Origin of the sequence: Sphingopyxis sp. Root154 (genome assembly GCF_001427105.1) — a bacterium.
Lineage (GTDB): Bacteria > Pseudomonadota > Alphaproteobacteria > Sphingomonadales > Sphingomonadaceae > Sphingopyxis.
Genome location: NZ_LMGI01000004.1, coordinates 288775 through 312070, shown reverse-complemented (window position 1 = coordinate 312070; position 23296 = coordinate 288775). Strand labels below are relative to the sequence as shown.

28 protein-coding genes are annotated in these 23296 nt (G+C 64.6%); 14 read left to right on the top strand and 14 right to left on the bottom strand.

From position 1 onward, the window contains the following. The first annotated feature begins 138 nt into the window (after positions 1–138). From ASD73_RS21155 to ASD73_RS21130, 6 genes are all read left to right on the top strand, one after another. Complete coding sequence (locus ASD73_RS21155; protein WP_056368276.1) at positions 139–2913, top strand: helicase-related protein; 2775 nt, start codon at positions 139–141, stop codon at positions 2911–2913. Then, positions 2913–3272 (top strand): RNA-binding S4 domain-containing protein, encoded by a 360-nt coding sequence (locus ASD73_RS21150; RefSeq protein WP_056368009.1) that lies wholly within the window; start codon positions 2913–2915, stop codon positions 3270–3272. Before ASD73_RS21155 ends, ASD73_RS21150 begins: the two co-directional genes overlap by 1 nt. Before the next feature lie 115 nt (positions 3273–3387). Then, positions 3388–3726: a ferredoxin FdxA gene (fdxA, locus tag ASD73_RS21145; RefSeq protein WP_037513620.1), complete on the top strand. Its 339-nt coding sequence runs from the start codon at positions 3388–3390 to the stop codon at positions 3724–3726. Positions 3727–3880: 154 nt separating this feature from the next. After that, positions 3881–4531 carry an ATP-dependent Clp endopeptidase proteolytic subunit ClpP gene (gene clpP / locus ASD73_RS21140; protein ID WP_056368006.1) on the top strand — a complete coding sequence of 217 codons (651 nt, stop codon included), beginning with the start codon at positions 3881–3883 and terminating at the stop codon, positions 4529–4531. 190 nt (positions 4532–4721) lie between these two features. Then, positions 4722–5993: an ATP-dependent Clp protease ATP-binding subunit ClpX gene (gene clpX, locus ASD73_RS21135; RefSeq protein WP_037513618.1), complete on the top strand. Its 1272-nt coding sequence runs from the start codon at positions 4722–4724 to the stop codon at positions 5991–5993. A 269-nt stretch (positions 5994–6262) separates the two neighbouring features. Then, on the top strand, positions 6263–9463 hold the full coding sequence (locus ASD73_RS21130; RefSeq protein WP_056368005.1) for a TonB-dependent receptor: 3201 nt from the start codon (positions 6263–6265) through the stop codon (positions 9461–9463). 100 nt (positions 9464–9563) lie between these two features. On the opposite strand, the gene ASD73_RS21125 is transcribed toward ASD73_RS21130, so the two are convergent. The 10 genes from ASD73_RS21125 to ASD73_RS22890 form a co-directional block, all read right to left on the bottom strand. Next, entirely contained in the window at positions 9564–9974 is a 411-nt protein-coding gene (locus ASD73_RS21125) for a SufE family protein (protein ID WP_056368002.1), read from the bottom strand. 130 nt (positions 9975–10104) lie between these two features. Further along, positions 10105–10350 (bottom strand): hypothetical protein, encoded by a 246-nt coding sequence (locus ASD73_RS21120; protein ID WP_056368000.1) that lies wholly within the window; start codon positions 10348–10350, stop codon positions 10105–10107. 23 nt (positions 10351–10373) lie between these two features. Beyond that, positions 10374–10637, bottom strand: a complete 264-nt coding sequence (locus ASD73_RS21115) for a hypothetical protein (protein ID WP_056367997.1) — start codon at positions 10635–10637, stop codon at positions 10374–10376. Between the two features lie 29 nt (positions 10638–10666). Continuing rightward, the gene (locus tag ASD73_RS21110; RefSeq protein ID WP_037513613.1) at positions 10667–10930 is read right to left on the bottom strand and encodes a hypothetical protein; all 264 of its coding nucleotides are present in this window, start codon (positions 10928–10930) and stop codon (positions 10667–10669) included. Between the two features lie 23 nt (positions 10931–10953). After that, a complete protein-coding gene (locus ASD73_RS21105) occupies positions 10954–11271 on the bottom strand; it encodes a hypothetical protein (RefSeq protein ID WP_056367996.1) in 318 nt (105 codons plus the stop codon). Between the two features lie 14 nt (positions 11272–11285). Beyond that, on the bottom strand, positions 11286–11585 hold the full coding sequence (locus ASD73_RS21100; RefSeq protein WP_056367994.1) for a hypothetical protein: 300 nt from the start codon (positions 11583–11585) through the stop codon (positions 11286–11288). 39 nt (positions 11586–11624) lie between these two features. Further along, positions 11625–12005, bottom strand: a complete 381-nt coding sequence (pspC, locus tag ASD73_RS21095; RefSeq protein ID WP_056367992.1) for an envelope stress response membrane protein PspC — start codon at positions 12003–12005, stop codon at positions 11625–11627. 1 nt (position 12006) lies between these two features. After that, positions 12007–12282, bottom strand: coding sequence for an envelope stress response membrane protein PspB (gene pspB, locus ASD73_RS21090; RefSeq protein WP_056367989.1), 276 nt, complete (start codon positions 12280–12282; stop codon positions 12007–12009). A gap of 12 nt (positions 12283–12294) precedes the next feature. Beyond that, complete coding sequence (gene pspA, locus ASD73_RS21085) at positions 12295–12960, bottom strand: phage shock protein PspA (protein ID WP_056367987.1); 666 nt, start codon at positions 12958–12960, stop codon at positions 12295–12297. 116 nt (positions 12961–13076) lie between these two features. After that, entirely contained in the window at positions 13077–13247 is a 171-nt protein-coding gene (locus ASD73_RS22890) for a hypothetical protein (protein WP_156377496.1), read from the bottom strand. 179 nt (positions 13248–13426) lie between these two features. Here ASD73_RS22890 and pspF point away from each other — a divergent pair, with 179 nt between their 5' ends. Then, the gene (gene pspF, locus ASD73_RS21080; protein WP_056367985.1) at positions 13427–14458 is read left to right on the top strand and encodes a phage shock protein operon transcriptional activator; all 1032 of its coding nucleotides are present in this window, start codon (positions 13427–13429) and stop codon (positions 14456–14458) included. 2 nt (positions 14459–14460) lie between these two features. On the opposite strand, the gene ASD73_RS21075 is transcribed toward pspF, so the two are convergent. Beyond that, positions 14461–14970: a hypothetical protein gene (locus ASD73_RS21075; RefSeq protein ID WP_056367983.1), complete on the bottom strand. Its 510-nt coding sequence runs from the start codon at positions 14968–14970 to the stop codon at positions 14461–14463. A 228-nt stretch (positions 14971–15198) separates the two neighbouring features. On the opposite strand from ASD73_RS21075, the gene rplU reads away from it, so the two are divergent. The 3 genes from rplU to ASD73_RS21060 all read left to right on the top strand — a co-directional run bounded on the left by rplU (position 15199) and on the right by ASD73_RS21060 (position 16842). Further along, positions 15199–15684: a 50S ribosomal protein L21 gene (rplU, locus tag ASD73_RS21070; protein ID WP_056367981.1), complete on the top strand. Its 486-nt coding sequence runs from the start codon at positions 15199–15201 to the stop codon at positions 15682–15684. Positions 15685–15736: 52 nt separating this feature from the next. After that, the gene (rpmA, locus tag ASD73_RS21065) at positions 15737–16006 is read left to right on the top strand and encodes a 50S ribosomal protein L27 (RefSeq protein WP_039577112.1); all 270 of its coding nucleotides are present in this window, start codon (positions 15737–15739) and stop codon (positions 16004–16006) included. Positions 16007–16245: 239 nt separating this feature from the next. Continuing rightward, on the top strand, positions 16246–16842 hold the full coding sequence (locus ASD73_RS21060) for a GNAT family N-acetyltransferase (RefSeq protein WP_056367978.1): 597 nt from the start codon (positions 16246–16248) through the stop codon (positions 16840–16842). 36 nt (positions 16843–16878) lie between these two features. Here the strand turns inward: ASD73_RS21060 and ASD73_RS21055 are convergent, their stop codons facing one another. Beyond that, positions 16879–17472 carry a DUF937 domain-containing protein gene (locus tag ASD73_RS21055; RefSeq protein ID WP_056367976.1) on the bottom strand — a complete coding sequence of 198 codons (594 nt, stop codon included), beginning with the start codon at positions 17470–17472 and terminating at the stop codon, positions 16879–16881. 177 nt (positions 17473–17649) lie between these two features. On the opposite strand from ASD73_RS21055, the gene ASD73_RS21050 reads away from it, so the two are divergent. The 3 genes from ASD73_RS21050 to ASD73_RS21040 all read left to right on the top strand — a co-directional run bounded on the left by ASD73_RS21050 (position 17650) and on the right by ASD73_RS21040 (position 20954). Beyond that, positions 17650–18048 carry a DUF3597 domain-containing protein gene (locus ASD73_RS21050; protein ID WP_056367974.1) on the top strand — a complete coding sequence of 133 codons (399 nt, stop codon included), beginning with the start codon at positions 17650–17652 and terminating at the stop codon, positions 18046–18048. A gap of 123 nt (positions 18049–18171) precedes the next feature. Further along, entirely contained in the window at positions 18172–20016 is a 1845-nt protein-coding gene (locus ASD73_RS21045) for a DUF885 domain-containing protein (RefSeq protein ID WP_056367973.1), read from the top strand. Continuing rightward, the gene (locus ASD73_RS21040; RefSeq protein ID WP_056367971.1) at positions 20016–20954 is read left to right on the top strand and encodes a DUF2268 domain-containing putative Zn-dependent protease; all 939 of its coding nucleotides are present in this window, start codon (positions 20016–20018) and stop codon (positions 20952–20954) included. Before ASD73_RS21045 ends, ASD73_RS21040 begins: the two co-directional genes overlap by 1 nt. Here the strand turns inward: ASD73_RS21040 and ASD73_RS21035 are convergent. Both ASD73_RS21035 and ASD73_RS21030 read right to left on the bottom strand, forming a co-directional pair. After that, positions 20951–21400, bottom strand: coding sequence for a hypothetical protein (locus tag ASD73_RS21035; protein WP_056367969.1), 450 nt, complete (start codon positions 21398–21400; stop codon positions 20951–20953). The genes ASD73_RS21040 and ASD73_RS21035 overlap by 4 nt on opposite strands. A gap of 49 nt (positions 21401–21449) precedes the next feature. Continuing rightward, a complete protein-coding gene (locus ASD73_RS21030; protein WP_056367967.1) occupies positions 21450–23051 on the bottom strand; it encodes a phosphoenolpyruvate carboxykinase in 1602 nt (533 codons plus the stop codon). 82 nt (positions 23052–23133) lie between these two features. On the opposite strand from ASD73_RS21030, the gene ASD73_RS23370 reads away from it, so the two are divergent. Next, complete coding sequence (locus ASD73_RS23370; protein ID WP_162256158.1) at positions 23134–23295, top strand: hypothetical protein; 162 nt, start codon at positions 23134–23136, stop codon at positions 23293–23295. The last annotated feature ends 1 nt before the right edge of the window (position 23296 follow it).

Below are 23296 nucleotides of genomic sequence, written 5' to 3'. Positions count from 1 at the left end.
TGCCGTAGCGCATTGCGGCGAGGCGTGGCGGGGTCGGGATATTATGCAACAGTGCGGGAAAAATCGGCCTCTATCCTGCCATTCGAAGATCGGCTGTTGCGCGGGAACCCTGCGCATGCCAGCTTGGCTCCCAAGAAAATGACGTCATCCTCCTCCCAGCCGGTCAAGGCTGTCCTTGGCCCCACCAACACCGGCAAAACCCATTTGGCGGTCGAGCGCCTGACCGCCCATTCGAGCGGCATGATCGGCTTTCCGCTGCGCTTGCTCGCGCGCGAGGTTTACGACCGCGTCGTCGCGATCAAGGGCGCGGCGCAGGTCGCGCTGATCACGGGCGAAGAGCGAATCACGCCCCCCGACGCCCGTTATGTGCTCGGCACCATGGAAGCATTGCCTGTCGAGCGTGACGTTGCCTTCGTCGGCATCGATGAGGCGCAGCTCGGCGCCGATCCCGAGCGCGGCCATGTTTTCACCGACCGACTGCTGCGCGCACGCGGGCGCGAGGAAACGATGATCCTCGGCTCGGCGAGCATTCGCGGGCTGGTCAAGGGGCTGGTGCCGGACGCCGAAATCATCACCCGGCCGCGCTTTTCGACCTTGAGTTACGCCGGTTCGTCGAAGCTGTCGCGCCTTCCCAAACGCTCGGCGATCGTCGCCTTCTCGGCCGAGGAAGTCTATGCGATCGCCGAAATGCTGCGCCGCTTTTCGGGCGGCGCCGCGGTCGTGATGGGGGCTTTGAGCCCCAAGACGCGCAATGCACAGGTCGCGATGTTCGAGGCGGGCGAGGTCGATTATCTCGTCGCGACCGATGCGATCGGCATGGGGCTCAATCTCGACGTCCAGCATGTCGCCTTCGCGAGTTTGCAGAAATTCGACGGGCGGCGCCTCCGCCGCCTGACCATCTCGGAAATGGCGCAGATCGCGGGTCGCGCCGGACGCCACCAGCAGGATGGCGGCTTCGGCACCGTCGGCCTGCCGCAGGGCGGCTTCACCCCCGAGGAAATCCACGCGATCGAAGGGCATCATTTCCCGCCGGTCGCGAACCTGTTCTGGCGCAATCCGACGCCGGGCTTCGGCTCGCTCGACCAATTGCTGTCCGACCTTGCGCAGCCGCCGAGCCAGCCGATGCTGCGCCCCGCGCCCGAAGCCGTCGATATCGCGGTGCTCAAGCATCTGGCGGGCGACATGGAAGTGCGCGCGCGCGGCGGCGATTTCGATGCGGTGCAGCGATTGTGGGACGTATGCGGCCTCCCCGATTTCGAGCAATTGGGCGCCGAACATCACAGCCGCACCGTGTTCAAGCTGTGGCAGTGGCGCACAAGCGGCGACGGGATGATCGACCCCGACTGGTTCGCGCGCCGCCTTGCGCGGCTGAACGATGTCGAGGGCGACATCGACCAGCTCGCAAGCCGCATCGCCGCGGTGCGCACGCTCTGCTTCATCTCGCAGCGCGGCGACTGGATCGCCGGTGCGGCGGGATGGACCGAACAAACGCAGGCGCTCGAATCGCGCTTGTCCGACGCGCTCCACGCCGCGCTCGCGCAGCGCTTTGTCGATCGGCGGCTCGCGCTGCTGCTGCGCGATGCGGGGCAGCGCAACGCGGCGCTGCCGGTCGCGGTCGGCGCCGACGGCACCGTCGCGGTCGACGGCGAGGCGATCGGCACGCTCAGGGGTTTCCAGTTCAAGGTCGACCCGGTTGCCAAGGCGAGCGACCACCGCATGCTGCTCGCGGCCGCCGAAAAGCATCTGCGCGCCGAACTCGCGCGCCGCGCGACCGCACTTGCCGAAGGCGACGACAGCGCGCTGTCGCTGATCGCCGAGCCGGGGACGGCGCCGCGCCTCGCCTGGCACGGCCACGCCATCGCGACGCTCGCGCGCGGGCCGACGCTGGTCCAGCCGGCGATCCAGGTCGATCCGTCGCTGCGGCGGCTCGAATTGCATCAGGTGCAGGCGATTTCCGAACGGCTCCAGCGCTTCGTTGCGCAACAGCTCGCGCGCCACGCGGGGCCGCTGGCCGCGATGGGCGAGGCGGCGGGCGACCTCTTCACCCCGCCGCGCGTCCGCGCACTGCTCGCCGCGCTCACCGACAACAGCGGGACGATCGGCCGGGCGGCGGTCGAGGATCAGCTCAATGCCCTCACCCCCGAAGAGCGTCCGCAGCTGCGCAAGCTCGGCTTCACCATCGGCTCGCTCGATCTCTTCCATCCGCTGCTGCTCAAGCCCGAGGCGGTGCGCTGGCGCGCGGCGCTGACGGCGGCGCAGCAGGGCGCGCCGGTTCCGGCGCTGCCGCCGCACGGCGCGGTGCTGCAAAAAGCGGGCAGCCATGCCGGACTGGTGATCGCGGGTTTCCGGCGCTGCGCGTCAGGCTGGCTGCGCATCGACATGGCCGAAAAACTCGCGCGTCAGGCGCATGCCGCGCGGATGCAGGCGGCAGCACCGCCGACCGCGCCGCTGGCCGGCCGCGACGATCATCATGACGATCATGCGAACGACGAGCATGAGGGCGTCAGCGCCGCGCCGCCGCCAGGCTTCGTCATCGACCCGGCGCTCGCCACTTCACTCGGGCTCGACGAGGAGACGCGCCGCGCGCTGCTCGGCAGCTTCGGTTTCCGCAGCATCGGCGAACCCGCCTTGCAGCGCTGGCGCTGGTCGGGGCTGCGCAAGGCGGCCGAAAAGCGCTCGCGCCGCAAACCACATCCGCATCGCAAGAGTGCCGACGCGCCGCCGCGCGCCGCGAACGGCGAAACAAGGCGCCCGCCCGCGCATCAGGCGAAGGGCAAGCGCGATAAGCCGGACAAAGTGCGTGTCGATGCGCCGCGCGCGGCGCGCCCCGACCGCCAGCCACGTCGCGGCCCGTCGCCGAACAGCCCCTTCGCGGGCCTCGCCGCACTCCTTGCGGACGCACGCAAAGACTGATGGCAAGCCCGGGCGCCGCAGGAAGCATAAGGCTGGACAAGCTGCTGTGGTTCCTGCGCTTCGCCCGTTCGCGCAGCATCGCGCAGGCGATGGTCGAAGCGGGGCATATCCGGCTCGATGGGCGGCGCATCACGCGTTCGTCGTGCGCGGTGCACGCCGGATCGACACTGGTTCTGCCTGTCGGCGAGCGGATCGAGGTGATCCGCCTGCTTTCGCTGCCGCTGCGCCGCGGCCCCGCGCCCGAGGCGCAAGCTTGTTACCAGCGGCTCGATCCCGGGGCGCCGCCGCCCCAACAATCGGCTATCGGCGCCGATGGAAATGCTTTGCACCCGCAGCGTCCCGATCGTCCTATTCAGTGAGAGTGATTCGCAACTGTCGCTTAGCGTTGACGCACCGCCTTCACGCGGCATAGAGGCGAGCCCATATGGAGAGCCTGACGGCCCGTTTGCCGTCATCTGAGGGAGCCGAAAGCCCATGACCTATGTCGTCACCGATGCCTGCGTCCGGTGCAAATATATGGACTGTGTCGAGGTGTGCCCCGTCGACTGTTTCTATGAAGGCGAGAATATGCTCGTCATCAATCCGAACGAATGCATCGACTGCGGCGTGTGCGAACCCGAATGCCCGGCCGAGGCGATCCTGCCCGACACCGAGAGCGGCCTTGAAAAGTGGCTCGAAGTGAACAGCAAGTTCAGCGCCGAATGGCCGAACATCACGGTCAAGAAGGAAACCCCCGCCGACGCCGACGAATTCAAAGGCGTCGAGAACAAGTTCGAGACGCTCTTCTCGCCCGAACCCGGCGAGGGCGACTGAGGCGAAACCGGATAATCCGGACGGGGCGGGACTTTCCCGCCCCTTCTTTTTGCCCCCTTGAAAGACCTCCGCTTGGCGACGATGTAGGATCACGGAGGGGCAGCCCGCCGGATTCTCCGGTGCGGCATCCCGATAACACAAGGACGAATTCCCAATGATCGACCCGCTCGCAGCCCTTGTTCCCGTCGTCGTCGAGCAGACGAGCCGCGGCGAACGCAGCTTCGACATTTTTTCCCGCCTGCTGCGCGAACGGATCATCTTCGTCACCGGCGAGGTCGAGGACCAGATGGCCTCGCTGATCACCGCCCAGCTGCTGTTCCTCGAATCGGAGAATCCGAAGAAGGACATCTATATGTACATCAACTCGCCGGGCGGAGTCGTCACGGCGGGCATGGCGATCCACGACACGATGCAATATATCCGCCCGCGCGTCGGGACGGTGTGTGTCGGCCAGGCGGCGTCGATGGGCAGCTTCCTGCTCGCCGCGGGTGAGCCGGGCATGCGGGTTGCGCTGACCAATGCGCGCGTGATGATCCATCAGCCCTCGGGCGGTGCGCGCGGCATGGCGTCGGACATCGAAATCCAGGCGCGCGAAATCCTGCGCATCCGCAAGCGGATGAACGACCTTTATGTGAAATATACCGGCAAGTCGCTGAAAGACATTGAAAAAGCAATGGACCGCGACACGTTCCTCGAAGCCGAAGAGGCCAAGGAATTCGGTCTGGTCGACCAGGTGTTCGACCGCCGTCCCGGCCTGCCCGGCGACGACGCGCCCAAGGAAGTAAGCGAAGGCCCGACGCCCTGATTCGTTGAGGTGCGGACGCCCAAACGCCGTCCCGAAACGAACCAGTAACCTCGTTTCTTGACGTCCGCTTGGCGCCTTGGCGCTAGGCGGGGCATTGAACCCATGTCACCCAATTGCCATATTGTAATTGGGTGACCCGGGGCTAGGATAAAGGCGGCGGTGCCCTTTTGGCGCTGCCAGAGGAAGATTTATGACGAAATTGAGCGGCTCGGACAGCAAGAGCACCCTTTACTGCTCCTTCTGCGGCAAGTCGCAGCACGAAGTCCGCAAGCTGATTGCCGGGCCGACCGTGTTCATCTGCGACGAATGCGTTGAACTGTGCAACGACATCATCCGCGAAGAGATCAAGGGCGGGATCGCCGCGCGCAAGGATGGCGCGGTGCCGACGCCGCTGGAAATCTGCCAGCATCTCGACGCTTATGTGATCGGGCAGAACACCGCCAAGCGCGTGCTGTCGGTCGCCGTCCACAATCATTACAAGCGCCTCGCGAACAGCGGCCGCGGCGACGACGTCGAACTGGCAAAGTCGAACATCCTGCTCGTCGGCCCGACCGGCAGCGGCAAGACGCTGCTCGCACAGACGCTCGCGCGCTTCCTCGACGTGCCCTTCACCATGGCCGATGCGACGACGCTGACCGAAGCCGGCTATGTCGGCGAGGATGTCGAGAATATCATTCTGAAGCTGCTGCAGTCGTCCGACTATAATGTCGAAAAGGCGCAGCGCGGCATCGTTTACATCGACGAGATCGACAAGATCAGCCGCAAGGCCGAGAATCCCTCGATCACCCGCGACGTGTCGGGCGAAGGCGTGCAGCAGGCGCTGCTCAAGCTGATGGAAGGCACGACCGCGAGCGTTCCGCCGCAGGGCGGGCGCAAGCATCCGCAGCAGGAATTCCTGCAGGTCGACACGACGAACATCCTGTTCATCGCGGGCGGCGCGTTCAGCGGCCTCGAAAAGATCATCGGCGACCGCCTGCAGGGCAAGTCGATCGGCTTTGGCGCGCATGTCGCCGGCCCCGACGAGCGCCGCATGGGCGAAGTGCTGAAGAATATCGAGCCCGAGGATCTGCTGAAATTCGGCCTGATCCCCGAATTCGTCGGCCGCCTGCCCGTCATCGCGACGCTCGAGGATCTCGACATCGACGCGCTGGTCAAGATTTTGGGCGAGCCCAAGAATGCGCTGGTGAAGCAATATCGCAAGCTCTTCGATCTGGAAGAGGTCGTGCTGACCTTTACCGACGACGCGCTGATCGCGGTCGCCAAGAAGGCGATCGAACGCAAGACCGGCGCGCGCGGCCTCCGCTCGATCGTCGAGGCGATCCTGCTCGACACGATGTTCGACCTGCCCGATCTGACCGACGTGGTCGAGATCGTCGTCGACAAGGATGTCGTCGAGGGCCGCAAGGACCCGGTGCGGGTCTATGCCGACAAGGCGAAAGAAGCGGCCGGCGACGCCGCCTGAGTCGCACATGGGGCGCCCCACGGGGCGCCCTTTTATGTTGCATTGCAGCAACAGTTTCCCGAAAAAACGCATTGGCGCCTGTGGATAAAATTGGGCATCTGACAGGAATTAGCGGTTTTTCGGCTCCCGCCTGAGCGGCGCGGTTCTCCCCACTTGCACTGTCACATTTGCTGTCACAATCGTGCCACATGCGGGCTTCAGGGGCGCTCGCAGGTCAGGCGCGCTCCTTTTGCACGCCTGCCAAATGCACACCAAAGGGGACAATCCAAATGCATTTCCGTCATTTTCTGGCTGCAAGCGCCGCTGCGCTCAGCCTGAGCGTTGCGCTCGCCACGCCTGCCGCAGCGCAGGAAACCAGCTCGTCGGTCCGCGGGACTGTCGAAACGGCCAGCGGCCCGGTCGCCGGCGCCTCAGTAACCGTGACGCACGTCCCGTCGGGCACCGTGTCCCGCACGACCACCGACGCCAGCGGCAATTTCGGCGCCAACGGCCTTCGCGTCGGCGGCCCCTTCACGGTCGAAGTGACCGCTGATGGCTTCGACAGCGCGCAGGTCACCGATCTCTTCCTCCAGGCCGGCCAGCCCTTCCGCCTGCCGATCACGCTCGAAGATACCGCCATCGTCGTCACCGCCTCGTCGATGAAGGGCGCAGTTGAAACGTCGAACGGCCCGATCACCGCGCTCAACCGCGAAGCGATCGAAGGCGCCGCGTCGATCAACCGCGATATACGCGACCTCGCACGCCGCGATCCGCTGGTCACGCTTGACCTGACGAACGCCCGCACGATCGAAGTCGCCGGCAACAACGGCCGTCTCAACCGCTTCTCGGTCGACGGCGTCCAGATGAGCGACGACTTCGGCCTCAACAACGGCGGTCTGCCGACCTCGCGCGGCCCGGTTCCCTTCGACGCGATCGAGCAATTCTCGGTCAAGGTCGCCCCCTTCGACATCGCCGAGGGCGATTTCCAGGGCGGCGCGGTCAACGTCATTCTCCGCTCGGGCGGCAACAAGTTTCACGGCGGCGCTTTCTTCACTTATACCGACGACAGCCTGACCGGCAACCGCACCCGCGGCCGCGACGTCAACCTTGATTTCGACAGCAAGCAATATGGCGCCAACCTCAGCGGCCCGCTGATCAAGGACAAGCTGTTCTTCATGCTTGCCTATGAAAAGACCAAGGAAACTGATCCGTTCGACAGCGGCTTTGGTCCGGGCTTCGCCAATCAGGTCCCCGGCCTGACGCAGGCGGTGATCGACCAGGTCAGCAGCATCGCGCAGTCGCGCTATGGCTATGACACGCTTGGCCTGTCGCCAAACGCCACCGAGGAAGATGAAAAGATCATCGGCAAGCTCGACTGGAACATCAGCGACACGCAGCGCGCCTCGCTGACCTATATCCGCAACGTCGGCACGCAGCAGTTCCAGCAGAACACCTTCCTGACCACGCCCTTCGCGCTGGGTTTCCAGTCGAACGGCTATGAGTTGGCCGAAGAAGTCAATTCGGGCGCGTTCGAACTGAACTCGACCTGGTCGGACAGTTTCTCGACGACCTTCCGCGCTTCATACCGCGACTATAATCGCGACCAGACGCCCTTCGGCGGCCGCGACTTCGCGCAGATGGAAGTCTGCACCGATCCGGTTGCAACCAGCGCCAGCACGGCAACCGGCTGCAATGGCACGCGCCTGTTCTTCGGTCCCGACGTCAGCCGCCATTCAAACGACCTGAACACCGAAAACCTGTCGTTCGACCTGACCGCGCGCCTCGACGCCGGCAATCATTCGTTCCGCCTGCTCGCGGGTTACACCGATGTGTCGGTTTACAACCTGTTTGTGCAGCGTTCGCTCGGCGATTTCTATTTCGACAGCCTCGCCGATTTCGCCGCCGGCAATGCGAATCGCCTGCGCTACGGCAACGCGGTGCCCAGCCTCGATCCGGACGATGCCGCAGCCCGTTTCAGCACGCAGAACTATACCGTTGGCATCCAGGACGACTGGCAGGTCACCCCCGATCTCACGCTGTCGCTCGGCGTTCGTTACGACCTGTTCGGCAACGATGTGAAGCCGCCGCTGAACCCCAACTTCCTGGCACGCTATGGTTTCCACAACCGTGAAACCTTCAACGGCCGCGACGTTCTTCAGCCGCGCTTCGGTTTCAACTGGCAGGCCACCGACAAGCTGATCGTCCGTGGCGGCGTCGGCATCTTCTCGGGCGGCACGCCCGACGTCTATCTGTCGAACAGCTTCTCGAACACCGGCCTGCTCACCAACTCGGTCGATATCAACCGCTCGAACTGCGCGGCCTCGGCCACCTGTAATGCGCTGAACGGTCTTACCGGCGGCACCATTCCGGCCAGTGTCGACACCTTCCTCATTGGCGGTTCGCAGAGCCTCGCGCCGACCGATAATATCGATCCCGACCTGAAGGTCGCGCGCAAGTGGAAGGCATCGCTGCAGGCCGACTATGAAATCGGCGACGGCTGGTTCGTTGGTGGCCAGTTCCTGTACGACAAGAACATCTATGGTTACACGTGGACCGACCTGCGTTCGGTGCCGAACGGCACGCTGCCCGACGGTCGCCCGCGTTATAATGTGCTTGGCCCGGCCACGACCAACCGCGATCTTCAACTGACCAACAGCGAAAAGGGTCGCTCCTTCTTTGCGACCGCCCGTTTCGCCAAGGCTTGGGATTTCGGCCTGTCGATCGACGGCAGCTACACCTATTCGAACGTCAAGGATGAAGGGGCCATGACCTCTTCGACCTCGTCGTCGAACTATGGCAACAACGCCTTCGTCGACCCGAACCGTGCGGCCTATGGCCGGTCGATCTATGAATATACCCATCAGTGGAAGTTCAGCGCCGATTTCAAGCGTAACTTCTTTGGCGACAATGAAACGCGCATCAGCCTGTTCGGCGAATATCGTTCGGGCCGGCCGTACAGCGCGACGATGCTGGACAACAGCGGCAATCGTGGCACCACCTTCGGCACGGTCGGGAACCTTGGCAACATGCTGCTGTATGTTCCGACCGCCGGAGGCGATTCGAAGGTCAGCTTCGATTCGCCAGCCAGCGAGACGGCGTTCAACAACCTCATTTCGCAGCTCGGCCTCGAAAAATATCGCGGCCGCATCGTGAAGAAGAACAGCCAGACCTCGCCCGATTTCTTCAAGGTCGATCTCCACTTCAGCCAGGAAATCCCGGCTTTTGTCGGCAATGCGAAGTTCAAGCTGTTCGCCGACGTCGAGAATGTGCTGAATCTGATCGACAGCGACTGGGGTTCGCTGCGCCAGGTCGACTTCCCGTATAACGCCGCGATCGTGCGGGTTGCCTGCCTGCAGGCCAACGGTCAACCGGCCTCCTTGTCACAGACCTGCGCGCAGTATCGCTACAGCAACGTTCTCGCACCGAACGAAGTGCTCACGAACCGCGTGTCGCTGTATGGCGTCCGCGTCGGTGTGAAGGTCAACTTCTAAGCCACACAGGCAGACCAATGAAAAGGGCGCGGGAGGGCAACTCCCGCGCCCTTTTTCTTTGAGCGATGCGAAATGGGGCGGCTGGCATCCGTTCGCCAGATCAGCCCGCGGCGATGCGGTGCGCCGTATCCTGCACCAGCGCGATCATGTTGGGGACGCCCTGCGTGCGGTTCGATGACAGCTGGCGCGTGAGGTCGAAGGGGGCGAGCGCCGCCGCGACGTCCATCGCGGCCACTTCGGCCGCGGGCTTGTCCTGCACCGCGGTCAGCACGAGCGCAACGATCCCCTTGGTGATCGCGGCATTGCTGTCGGCGAGGAAATGGAGGCGGCCATCGTCGCGCGGCACCGGATAGACCCAGACGCTGGCCGAACAGCCGCGCACCAATGTCGCGTCGGTCTTAAGCGCATCGGGCATCGGCTCGAGCGTCCGGCCGAGTTCGATCAGCAGGCGATAGCGATCGTCGCCGTCGAGAAAATCATATTCGTCGAAGATATCGGTCAGGCTGCGCATGGCCGCGCCACTCGCATAGATGGCGCCAAGTTGAAAGAGGCCTGAAACGACATCGGCCCGCTCCCCTGTCAGCCGCCGGACGGATGGCGACGGACAGGGGAGCGGGCCGGTGCCGCGCGGGTCGGGGTGATTAGAGGTCGACCCCCGCCGCGATGGCTTCGAGCTTGCGCAGCCGTTCCTTGAGGTCGGCGATCTCGATCCGCGACCCGGCGTGCGGAACGCCCGGATCCTGCGCCAGCGGCGCGTGCCCGGCGGCGAGTTCCTCGCGCTTGAGCTGGATCCAGTCGCGCCAGCCGCGCAGCGCGACGAGACTGACGATGGTCAGTGCGGTCAGCGCGATCGCCGCGGCAGTGAAGTCGGGGGTGATGAAAGCCATGAGCGTTGCTCCTTTTCCGGCATTCAGATTTTGCTGTTGTCGCGCAATTTCTCGATTTCCTGATCGAGCGTGACCGCGCGGTTGTGGTCGGTGGCGATGCGTTCGAGCACCTGGATCCGCTCCTTGAGTGCGCGGATTTCGGCTTGCAGCGCCTTGGTCTCTCCATTGTCGGTGGCGACGAAATAGTCGCCGCCCTTGTGATCGCGGCGGATGCCGTGCTTGGCGCGGACAATGCTGCCGATGGTCACGATCAGGACGATGCCGACAACCATTTCAAACGGGCCCATGGGGAAGATCCTTTCCGTATATCTTTGTTTTAGTTCAGCGGGGCGTCGCGCAGCTTTTCGATCTCGTCGGCGACATCGATTCCCTTGTCGGTAACGATGCGCTCGAGAACGCGGACGCGGGCCTCCAGCCGTTCGGTTTGCGCCGCATATTGCGCGGCCTTTTCGGCGGTCTCGTGCGTGATCGCCTGGAATTGCTTTTCCTTGAACTTCAGCGTCCGCTCATAGGCGGCGTAACCGATGGCCAGGGTGACGGGCAGCCCGACGACGATGGCGAGAATGAAGATGACTTCCATGTTCGTTCCTCTCAGTCCGGCGCTTAGTTCGAGGGGCGCCGCAGCGCTTCGATCTCGTGGCTCAGCCGGTGGCTCTCATCGGTGACGATGCGCTCGATCACCGCGAGGCGATCCTTCACCGAACCGAGCTCGGCGCGCAGCTGGGCATTTTCCTGGCTGATCAGCTTGACGCGTTCCATCGCCTCGTCGCTGGTCTTGGGATAAACCGCCTTGCCCCAGCTGTTTTCGAGCGGATAACCGTTCTTGACGCGGAGCCAGGTGGTGAAGACCCACCCTCCGACCCCGGCCAAACCTATGGTGGCGATGACGGGGGCGATGGCGTTCAGGACGTCCAGATTCATTGTCTTCTATCCTCTCAGCGCAGGCGGTCGATCTGGCTGGCGAGCTCTGCCGCCTGACCATGGTTTTCGGTCGCGATGCGTTCGAGCACCGAAATCCGCTCTTCCAGCCGGCTGACCTGCCCCGCCAGCTTGGCGTTGTCATCGGTCAGCAGGGCGATTTTTCGATCAGCGTCGGGGTCGGTTCGATGAACCGTGCCGCCCCATTCATTCTCAACGGGATAGCCGTGCTTGGCGCGGATCCAGGTGGTGAACATCCAGCCGCCGATCGACAATGCGATGATGGCGAGGACAAAAGTGGTGCCACCGAAATTCATGTATCTTCCTCCCTGTTGCCGTTTCCGCGTGAGGCCCGATCAGCGGAGAGCGTCGATCTCGTCCGCGAGGCGGCGGTTGTGGCTCGTGTAATATTGTTCGATGTCGGCAAGCCGGCGGTCGATGTCGCGGAAGCGCGACTTGATGTCGCGGGTCGATGCGGTCGGGTTGCTACGCACACCCTGCCAGAATTTCGCTTCCTCGCTCGAACCATAGAGCGCGAACGGCTTGGGGGTGCCCATCCAGGCGACCATCCAGTAAGCGATCAGCGTCCAGGGGAAACCGCCCATCAGGGTCAGGAGGACCGCGCCAACGCGGACCCAGAGGACGTCGATCCCGCTATAATCCGCGATCCCGGCGCACACACCGCTCCATTTGCCGTTCTGTTTGTCGAGGTAGAATTTTGTGCGGCTGGCAGACATCTCAGTTCCTCCGGCTATTGTTTTCGAGTTGCGCCAGCTCTTCATCGCTGCGTACCGCGGGGCGGAAGTCGGGATGGTCGGCGCTGATGATGCGTTCGACGGTGTGCAGGCGGTTTTCGAGCCGCCGTGCCGTATCGTAGAGTTCGTCGAGCAGCTGTTCGTCTTCTCCGGTCAGCGTCTTGGCCTGTTTCCACTTCGTGATGTAGTGGAGGATCAGCCAAGGCAGACCGAGGAAGAGGGTTCCGATGACGATCGGGACGATGATGATCTCTTCCATCGGCCTTGCTCCTTACTGCTTGCTGGCCTGCGCGGCCTTCAGCGCGGCGAGTTCGTCGGCAACCTTGTCGGCGGCCTGCAGTTCGGCGATCTCTTCGTCGAGCGACTTTTTATAGCCCAGGCTCAGCGCATCGGCGCGGCCTTCGGCTTCGTCGACGCGGCGTTCGAGGATCTCGAAGCGCGAGAAGGCGTCTTCGACCCGGTCGCCGTTGGTCATCTCGCGCAGCTTGTAGCGATTCTCGGCGCTCTCGAGGCGGTTGACGACGCTCGACTGGCGAGCGCGGGCTTCCGAAAGCTTCTTCTGCAGCTTGGCGATGTCGGCCTCGTAACCGGTCAGCGCGTCGTCGAGGACGGCGATCTCGGCCTTCAGCTTCTCGGCCATGTCACCGGCCTTCTGCTTTTCAACGAGCGCGGCGGTGGCGAGGTCTTCGCGGTCCTTCGACAGCGCGAGTTCGGCCTTTTCCTTCCAGCTGTCCTGCAGGCTTTCGAGCTTGGCGATGTGGCGGCGCATTTCCTTCTGGTCCGCGATCGTGCGGGCGGCGGAGGCGCGAACTTCGACGAGCGTTTCGTTCATCTCGAAGATGATCTGGCGGATCATCTTTTCGGGGTCTTCGGCCCGGTCGAGCAGGTCGGTGACGTTGGCGGCGATGATGTCGCGGGTTCGTGAAAAAATACCCATTTTGAAACTCCTGTCGAAATCTTGAGACCCAGTGTCTGTTTTAGAGGGTGTCTGTTTTAAGAAAAGCTGGTGCCGGGGCGGGGCAAGGGGGGAGAGTGCCCCGGCACCAGTGCCGGTCAGGCCAAAGCGCTGACCGCCGGGGACATGACAGCGGCAACCAGCGGGCCGGCGGGGGTGCCGGTGACGCTGGCGGCAACCTGGGGCTGGTCGATCACGCCGACGAGGATGGCAAGCGCTCCGACCGCGCTGAGCGCGAAATTGGTGGCCTGGGCAAACATCGTTTTCATGGATCAACCTTCCCTGTAGTTTTCGCTGCGCCGGCACGATTTGCGCCGGTTCGACTGAAACAATGCATAGGGCGTGCCAATTGCGCGCGCTCACGGAAAACCGCCGAACTTCACGCGGAAATCGCACCTCCAATCGATTTGACTTGCCAATGAGCGGGAAAATTTGCCAATGATTGGGAATGGAGCGCGAGACCCAATTTATCGGCCAATCGGCGGCGTTTCAGGACGCGGTCGAACGCGCGAGCCTCGCAGCCTCGCTCGACCGCCCGGTGCTGGTTATCGGCGAGCGCGGGACCGGCAAGGAACTGATCGCCGAACGCCTCCACCGCCTGTCGACGCGCTGGGACCGCCCCTATGTCATCATGAATTGCGCCGCGATGCCCGAGACGCTGATCGAGTCCGAATTGTTCGGGCACGAGGCGGGCGCCTTCACTGGCGCGACGCGCACGCGCGCGGGGCGCTTCGAGGAGGCCGACGGCGGCACCTTGTTCCTCGACGAACTCGCGACGATGTCGATGGGGGCGCAGGAACGCCTGCTCCGCGCGGTCGAATATGGCGAGGTGACGCGCGTCGGCTCGTCGCGCCCGATCCGCGTCGACGTACGTATCGTCGCGGCGACGAACGAACATCTGCCCGCGCTCGCCGAGGACAATCGCTTCCGCGCCGACCTGCTCGACCGGCTGTCGTTCGAGGTCATCACCCTGCCCCCGCTGCGCGCGCGCGAAGGCGACATCGAGGTGCTCGCCGAATATTTCGGGCAGCGCATGGCGGCGGTGCTCGGCTGGGACGAGTGGCCGGGTTTCGGCCCGCGCGCGCTCGCGGCGATGGAGGGGCACGACTGGCCGGGCAATGTCCGCGAACTCAGGAACGTGATCGAGCGCGCCATCTATCGCTGGGCCGATCCCGAAAAGCCGGTCGACGCGCTGAGCTTCGATCCGTTCGCAAGCCCGTGGCAGCCGGTGTCGCGGAAGGCCCCCGCGAGGCCCGAGGCATCCGCCCCGGCGCCGGCAAACGACGCCGCGCACGCCTCCGCCGCGCCGCCCTCGGGCCCGGTCAGCGACCTGCGCGCGGCTGTCGACGCTTATGAAAAGCAGATATTGTCGGACACGATGGCGCGCTGCCGTTTTAACCAGAAGGTTGCGGCCGAGGCGCTGGGCCTCAGTTACGATCAGATCCGCCACGCGCTGAAAAAGCACGGGCTGAATCAGTAGCGCTATTGCCCCGGCAGCTGCGCGTTCATCGCTTCCAGCACCGCATCCTGCGTCGAGGCCAGATCGGCGAGCCGGTCGCGCAGCGCATAAATGTCGGGAAGCCCGTCGATCTGCTCGTCGACGCTACGCTCGATATAGAGGCGATCGATATCGGCCAGCGCCGCGGTTAGCGGCGCGCGTGCGGCGGCGAGACGCGAGATCGCCTGCTGCGCGACCACCCAGCGTTCACTGGCGACGGGCGCGCCCGCGGCCGCCGAAACCGCCGATGCCGTCGCAGCCCGTTCGGCGGCAAATGCCTGCTGGCCTGCGGCTCCATCCGATTCCCAGCGCTGAAGCCGTCCGGCAAGGTCGGTGGGCAGCGGCCCCGGGGGCGCGACGACGACCGCGGGGGGCGCGACATCGAATCGCCCCTCGACCGCACGCTTCGCAAGCGAGGGTCCGTCGTTGGCCTGCGTCGCGGCGCAAGCGGGCAGCGACAGGAGCAGCGGGACGAAAAGAAAGGCGCGCTTCATCGCCGCCCCTGATATGGGCGCGTCGGCGGCGCAGCAAGCACCGAATCGGCAGCGCGTGCGATAATCGGTGCAGCCCCGCGCTTTCGGATGAAAGGCACGGGATTTGGCGGTTGACAGCGACGGCTTGGCTCGCTAGTGGCGCTGACTTTCCCGCATGCCGGAAAAATCGCCTGCTTTGGCGGGTGACTGGCAGCGTGGGTGTTTTAGTTTCTGATTGGATGGAAGACCATGTTCGCAATCGTGCGCACGGGCGGCAAGCAGTATCGCGTCGCCGCCGGAGACAAGATCGCCGTTGAAAAGATCGACGGCGAAGCTGGCGACACCGTGTCGCTGGGCGACATCCTGCTGGCCGGTGACGGCGGCGAAGTGAAGAGCGCCGACGGCCTCGTCGTTTCGGCCGAGATCATCGCCCAGACGCGCGGCGAAAAGGTCATCGTCTTCAAGAAGCGCCGCCGGCACAACTATCGCCGCCGCAACGGCCACCGCCAGTCGCTGACGCTGCTGCGCATCCTCGCCGTCGGCGATGCCAAGAAGGCCGCGCCGAAGAAGGAAGCCGCTCCGAAGGCAGAGGCCGCTCCGGCCGCCGAAGCCAAGGCTGCACCGGCCAAGGAAGCCGCACCCAAGAAGGCCGCTGCTCCGAAGACCGAAGCCGCTGCCGAAGCGCCCGCAAAGAAGCCCGCTGCCAAGAAGGCAGCCCCCAAGAAGGAAGCCTGAGCGCGGCAACGCGGCTCGGCCTCTCGAACGAACGAATTAAGGAGCATCAGTCATGGCACATAAGAAAGCAGGCGGTTCTTCGCGCAACGGTCGCGACTCAGCCGGCCGCCGCCTTGGCGTGAAGAAGTTCGGCGGTCAGGAAGTGATCGGCGGCAACATTATCGTGCGTCAGCGCGGCACCAAGGTTTACCCGGGTGTCAACGTTGGCATGGGCAAGGACCACACGCTCTTCGCAACCGCCGAAGGCCACGTCCGATTCCACGATGGCAAGCTTGGCCGCAAATATGTGTCGGTCGACGCCATGGCGGAAGCCGCCGAATAAGGACGATCTTCCAGGGTCGTCCACCAAGGGATGACCCGGAACGGTCCTTTCCGCACCAGCGGGAACAAAGTTCGAAAAGAGGGAGACGGGTCACCCCCGGTCTCCCTTTTTTCTTGTCCAAAATCCGTCACTTGTGACGATCGGGCGCGAAAACGGGGCCGTCCATCTCCCTCCATATCGAATGTCGTCAAAGCGTCACCATCTGGCGCCAAGGCGACAGGCATTGGGAGTTAGAAAAGATGTTCGCGCGTACCGAAAGACTGTTGCTGCGGCCCGGCTGGTTGGAAGATGCACCCGCACTCGCCCGTGCGATCGGCGAGGAAGCGGTGGTCCGTAACCTTGCGACCGCACCCTGGCCCTATGGTGAGGACGAGGCGCAGGCGTTCCTGAGCAAGCCGCTCGACCCGACGCAGCCGCGTTTCCTGATCTTCGCCCGCACCGGCGGCGCCCCGCGCCTTGTCGGCGGCTGCGGCATTTCGCCGAGCCCCGAAGGTGGGCCCGAAATGGGATACTGGATCGCGCGGCCCTATTGGGGCCTTGGCTTTGCGACCGAGGCGGGGCGACAGCTCGTCCATATCGCGCGTGCGATGGGCCTGCCGAAGCTTACCGCGGGTCACTTCCTCGACAATCCCGCGTCGGGCGCTGTTCTGCGCAAACTGGGCTTCCGTCCGACCGGCAAGGTCGCGCAACGCTATAGCCTCGCGCGCGGCGGCGAAGCAGCCTGCGCGCTGTTCGAAGAAGGTGATGCCACATCGGATGGAGCCGTCACCCCGATGCGAAACCGCATCGGGGTGGACGAGGATTTCCGTGAAGAACTGCGCCTGATCGCAGCGTGACCCTTCTCCCCTCCCGCCTGCGGGAGGGGGCACCCGCTATCCACGCATCTTGTTGACCATGCCCATGATGTCGTCGAGCGGATTGCCGTCGCCGTCCATGTCGAGCATCTTGCCGAGCCCGCCCAGGCTTCCGCCGAGGCCGCCTGCCGACGGTGCCGCACCGCCGCCCATCGCGCCGCCGAGCACATTGCCGAGCATGCCGCCAAGGCCACCGCTCTCGCCGCCCTGTCCGCCCTGCTTCGCCATATAGCCCGCGGCCATCATCGCGAGCATCGGCAGCATCTGCTTGAGAATCCCCGAGTCGATCCCGGTCTGCGCCGCCGCCTGTCCGGCGACGGTACGGCTGACGTCCTTTGACCCGAAAATCTGACCGAGCACGTCATTGCCCTGTTCAACCGGGGTCGTCTGCGGTCCGAGAACCGAGTCGAGCAGGCCGCCGCCGCCGAGCTGACCGAGCAGTCCCCCAAGTCCTTCGACCCCGCCGCCCGATTGCGCCTGCTTCTTGAACCCGCCAAGAATAGCGGGGAGCAGCGCGTCGGCGCCCTGCTTGGCCATCGCGGGCGGAATTCCCAGCTGGTTCGCCATCGATTCGATGCCGCCGGCCTGTGCCAAAATGTCGGTGAGATTCATGTCATCATACTCCCGTTCGGGCGCAGAGCGAACCGCGCCGCCGTCGATCAGTATAGCAGCGCACGGTCGAAGAACGAGTCGGTCTTTTGACTGTCATTCTCAAATGCATAGTCCTAGCGTGCAGCTGTTCGACTCGCCTCTTCCGGGTTGGGCCGCTTTTCTAGTGGGAGCTACACAATGAGCATTTTCGGCAAGATCAAGGACGCCATCTTCGGCAAGAAGGCCGTCGCCGCAGAACCCGCCGCCCCGGCAGCCCCCAACCCCGTCGGCTCCGCGCTCGACGCCGCGACACAAGCCATGGCCGCCGCGGCCGCCGCGCCGGTCGACGTCGATGCGATCCTCACCGCCGAGGCCGCCAATGCCGGACAGGATCTCAACTGGCGCACGTCGATCGTCGACCTGATGAAGCTGCTCGGGATCGATTCGAGCCTCGCCAACCGCAAGGAACTGGCACAGGAACTCGGCTACACCGGCGAACTCGACGGCAGCGCCGAAATGAATATCTGGCTGCACAAGGCGGTGATGCGCGAACTCGCGGCGAACGGCGGCAAGGTGCCCGCCGACCTTACCGACTGATAGACGGCCGATAATTTTCGACGGGGGTCGGGAGGGCGCATGCTTTTCCGGCCCCTTTTCGTTGACCCGCGCGCGGCGCTGCCTAGACAGGTTTCACAAGAAACAAGTCGCAGGGAGCCGTCCGTGTCCAATCCACTTTCTACCCCCGTCAGCCGCCGCCAGACGCTCGCCACGCTCGGGGCGGGCACTGCGGGCCTTGCTCTCGCCGGTCCAGCGACCGCGCTGCAGTCGCCGCCAAAGAGTGACGCGCAGAAACTGCTCGATTCGGTCGCCGACAATCTGCTCGCGCTCTCGCCCGAAGGCGCAACGTCGCTCGGCATCGATACCGGCGCACGCGCTGCCGAACGCGGCAAGCTCGGCGACCGCTCGGCGGCCGGACAGAAAGCCGTCGCCGACACACTCAAGGCCGATCTCGCGCGCGTCCGCGCGTTCGACAAGGCGGGCCTCGATCACAGCACGCGCACCAGCCTTGCGGTCGTCGAAAGCGCCTATGGCGTCGCGCTCGACGGCTTTGCCCTGCCCTATGGCGACGTCGCGGTCGGCGGCTGGCGCAACACGCCCTATGTCGTGATCCAGAATGTCGGCGCCTATCTCGATGTGCCAAAGTTCCTCGACAGCGACCACCCGGTGAAGAATGCCGCGGATGCCGAAGCCTATCTCTCTCGCCTCAATGCCTTTCCCGGCGCGCTCGACGGCGAGACCGAACGGCTGAAGGCCGCGGGCGGACAGGGGCTGATCGCCCCCGCGTTCCTGATCGACAAGGCGGTCAAGCAGATGGAGGCGAGCCTTGCCGATGCGCGCGAAGGCGGCGGACTTGTCGAAAGCCTCGCGAAAAGGACCCGCGAGCAAAAGATCGCGGGCAATTGGGGTCCGCGCGCCGAGACGATCACGCGCGGCGCGGTCGTCCCCGCGCTCGAACGCCAGCTCGCCGAGCTGAAGGCGCAGCGCGCCAAGGCGACGATGGACGCGGGCATGTGGGCGCGGCCGGGCGGCGACGAATGGTATGCCTGGGGGCTCCGCGCCTCGACCACGACGCGCATGACACCCGACGAGATCCACGCGATGGGCCGCGAAGAGCTCGCCGAACTCCACGGCCGGATGGAGCCGATCCTCAAGAAGCTCGGCTACACGCAGGGCTCTGTCGGCGACCGGATGAACGCGCTCGCCAAGGACCCGCGCTTCAAATTCCCCGACAATGACGCGGGCCGCGCCGAGATCCACGCCTATATCCAGACGTGGCTCGGCAAGATCCGCGCGCAATTGCCGCGCGCCTTCCGCACTTTGGTGAAGGGCAATGTCGAGGTGAAGCGCCTGCCGCTCGCCGAGGAACCCGGCGCGCCCGCGGCCTATGGCGGCGCGGGGTCGATCGACGGCAGCGTCCCGGGCAAATTCTGGATCAACCTGCGCACGACCGAGCTCCACAGCAAATATTCGCTCCCCGACCTGACGATGCACGAGGCGATCCCCGGGCATGTGTGGCAGGGCGAATATTCGAACCAGATGCCGCTCATTCGCACGATGCTGGCGTTCAACGCCTATTCGGAAGGGTGGGCCCTGTACGCGGAACAGCTCGCCGACGAGCTGGGGCTCTATGACGATTTCGAGGTCGGGCGCCTCGGCTATCTTCAGTCGCTGGCGTTCCGCGCCTGCCGTCTCGTCGTCGACACCGGCATCCACGCCAAACGCTGGACGCGCGAGCAGGGCGTCGAGTTTTTCGTCAAGGAGAATGGCTCGAACCCGCTCGAGGTCGCGAGCGAGGTTGACCGTTATTGCAGCTGGGCCGGACAGGCGTGCGGCTACAAGGTCGGGCATAGCGAGATCGTCCGCCAGCGCGGGCTCGCGCAAGAGGCGCTGGGGACGAAATATGACCTCCGCGATTTCGATGATGTCGTCGTCAAGGGCGGCAACGTCCCGCTCGACGTGCTGGCGCAGAATGTCGATGCCTATGTGGCGGAGAAGAAAGCCTGATGCGCTATACGATCGCTGGAGCGCTGCTCGCCGCCACGCTGGCCGCAAGCGCTGTAGGTCAAGCGGTGGAGAGGACCAGCGCGGGCGCCAAGGCCCGCGTCGACATCGCGACCTTGGACGTCGACCGCTTCTATGCGCTGTACGACGATCCCGCCCTTTTCGCGCAGCCCGATATGCTCGCCGCGCGCTACCTGGCGGATGCGTCGCCGGGGCTGCGCGAATATATGGCGATGCGCCGCATCACGCCCGAACGGGTCGCCAAGGCGCTGCGCGAAAAGCCCGAACTCTATCGCGACGCGCGCGGCTGCGCGCAACATCTCGGCGCCATTCGCACGCGTCTGGGCACGGCAACCGATCGGCTCGCCGCGCTTTATCCCGCGGCGATATTTCCGCCCATCACGATCGCGGTCAGTCGCGGCGCCCCCGTCGCGGCGGCCAACGGCAAAGGGCTTTACGTCTCGCTAGAAGCGTTGTGCGCGGCGAAGTTTTTGGAAACCGATGACGAGGACCGATTCGTGCATGTCATCGCGCATGAATATGCCCATGCGCAGCAGCCGCTGGCGCAGATGGAGAGCAGTGACGAGACGGTGCTGCACGCGGCGCTGGTTGAAGGCGCGGCCGAATTCGTCGCCGAACAGATATCGGGATCGGTGGGTTATACGCATCTGCATCGCTGGACGAGGGGACGCGAAGCGGCGATCGAGGAGGCTTTCTTGGCCGAGAAGGACGGCAAGGCGATTGGATCGCGCTGGCTCTACAACCAGCGAGGTAGCGAAGACTGGCCGGGTGATCTTGGCTATTGGGTCGGCTATCGCGTCGCCAAGGCGCACTATAACGGCGAAGCCAATAAGACAAAGGCGATCCGCGAGATCATCGAGATGCGCGATCCCGCAGAATTCCTGGCCAGGAGCGGCTGGACGCCGGGAATGAAGCTCTAGGAGGGCAGCGGCGCCAAGTCCGGCTCCAAAAACCCGCGCCGCGCCGGCACCGAAAAGAGCAGCTCGCGGCTGTAGAAGCGCAGCGGCCAGTCGCGGCCGCCCATGTCGGAGCGCAGCAGCGCGTTGACGCGCGCCGCGAGCCCGGTCTCCGCGGTCGCCGACAGGAACAGCCGCACGCCCGCGACATAAGCCCGGGTAATGCTGTCGTGATAGCCGCCCTGGTCGTCGTTCACGCCGCCGACGCTTTCGTTAAAGCGGCGGATGATGTCGCCGATCTCGGTATCGACATCGACGTCGGGGCGCTCGGTCAGCAGCCACAGGCACGCGCCGAGGTGCGCCTCGTGCGTCCACGCTTCGCGCGGCAGGGCGCACGCCAGCAAGCCCTCGCCAAGCGTGCGGATTTCGTCGTCGCGCTCAAACAGGCGCGGTGAATATTCGGTGGTCATTGGTCCGGTCCTTCCGGGTGATCTGCCACCCGGAAGAGGTCCGGGTCAATCAGGCTGCGACGGCGGCCTGCGGTGCGGCCTGGCGGACGCCTTCGTCGACATGGTCCGCAAATTGCGCGAAATTGTCGATGAATTGTCCGACGAGCGTTTGTGCCGTGCGGTCATAAGCTTGCTTGTCGGCCCAGGCTTCGCGCGGATCGAGAAGCGCGCCATCGACGCCTGGAACCGCGACGGGGACCATGAAACCGAAATTCGGGTCCTTACGGAATTCGGCGTCGTTCAGACTGCCGTCGAGCGCGGCATTGAGCAGCGCGCGCGTCGCCTTGATCGGCATGCGCTTGATGCCGTCCATCGTCGCCATACCGCCGGTCCAGCCGGTGTTGACGAGCCAACACTGGACGCCGCCCTTGGCGATGCGCTCTTTGAGCAAATTGCCATAGACCGACGGGTGGCGCGGCATGAACGGCGCGCCGAAGCAGGTCGAGAAGGTCGCCTCGGGCTCGGTCACGCCGATCTCTGTCCCCGCGACGCGCGCGGTGTAGCCCGACAGGAAGTGATACATCGCCTGATCGGGGGTTAGCTTCGCGATCGGGGGCAGGACGCCATAGGCATCGGCGGTGAGCATGATGACGGTCTGCGGCACCGGACCCATATTCTGTTCCGACGTATTCGGAATGAAATCGATCGGGTACGAACCGCGGCTGTTCTCGGCGAGGCTGGCGTCGTCGAAATCGAGCTCGCGGGTCACGGGATCGATCACGACATTTTCGAGCACGGTGCCGAAACGCTTCGTCGTCGCGAAAATCTCGGGCTCGGCCTCGGGCGAGAGGCGAATCATCTTCGCGTAGCAGCCGCCCTCGAAGTTGAAGACCGCGGTGTCGGACCAGCCATGCTCGTCGTCGCCGATCAGCGTGCGCGAGGCGTCGGCCGACAGCGTCGTCTTGCCAGTGCCGCTGAGGCCGAAGAAGACCGCGGTGTCGCCCTTGGGACCGATGTTCGCCGAGCAATGCATCGGCATCACGCCCTTTACCGGGAGCAGATAGTTGAGGATGCCGAACACCGACTTCTTCATCTCGCCGGCGTACTGCGTGCCGCCGATCAGGATCAGCTTTTCGGAAAAATTGACCGCGACGACGGTCTCGGTCCGCGTGCCATGGCGCGCCGGATCGGCGCGGAAGCTCGGCAGGTCGATGATCGTATATTCACTCGCGAACGCCGCCAGCTCCCCGGCCGTCGGGCGGCAGAGAAGCGTACGGATGAACTGGCTGTGCCAGGCGAATTCGGTGACCACCTGGACCGCGACACGATGTTCAGGCTGCGAACCACCGAACAGCTGCTGACGGAACAGCCGGGGGCGTGTCGCGAGGTGTGCGAAGAAATCGGCCTTGAGCGCCGCGAAATGATCGGGTGTCATCGGGACATTGGTCTTGCCCCACCAGATCGTGTCGGCGGTCTCGGCGTCCTGGACGATGAATTTATCCTTGGCGCTGCGGCCGGTGTGCTTGCCGGTTTCGACGACCAGCGGGCCATCCTTGGCAAGCACGCCTTCGCCGTGGCGGACCGCGTCCTCGATCAGCTGCGGCGTGCCCCAGTTTTCGGCGACCTCCGCCTTCGTCTCGACGGTGTTCGCGCCGATCAATATCCTGGTCATCTGCTTTCGCCTTTCCTTGTCCGGCGGCGTCGTTGCATACCTATGCAATGCTTAGCGCACTAATGGGTTGGCCCGCATTTGCATGGGTGCCGACGTGACCGCCGATTCCGAAATCCCGGCCGCGTTAGCTCGCTTGGCGGGGGAGGTCAAAAGATTAAAGCGGGGCTGCGCGACGCTTGCGACGAACGCGCAAAAAGGGAAACCGGTGACCATGAGCGCGCTGTTGTCGCTGCGCCACGGATAGG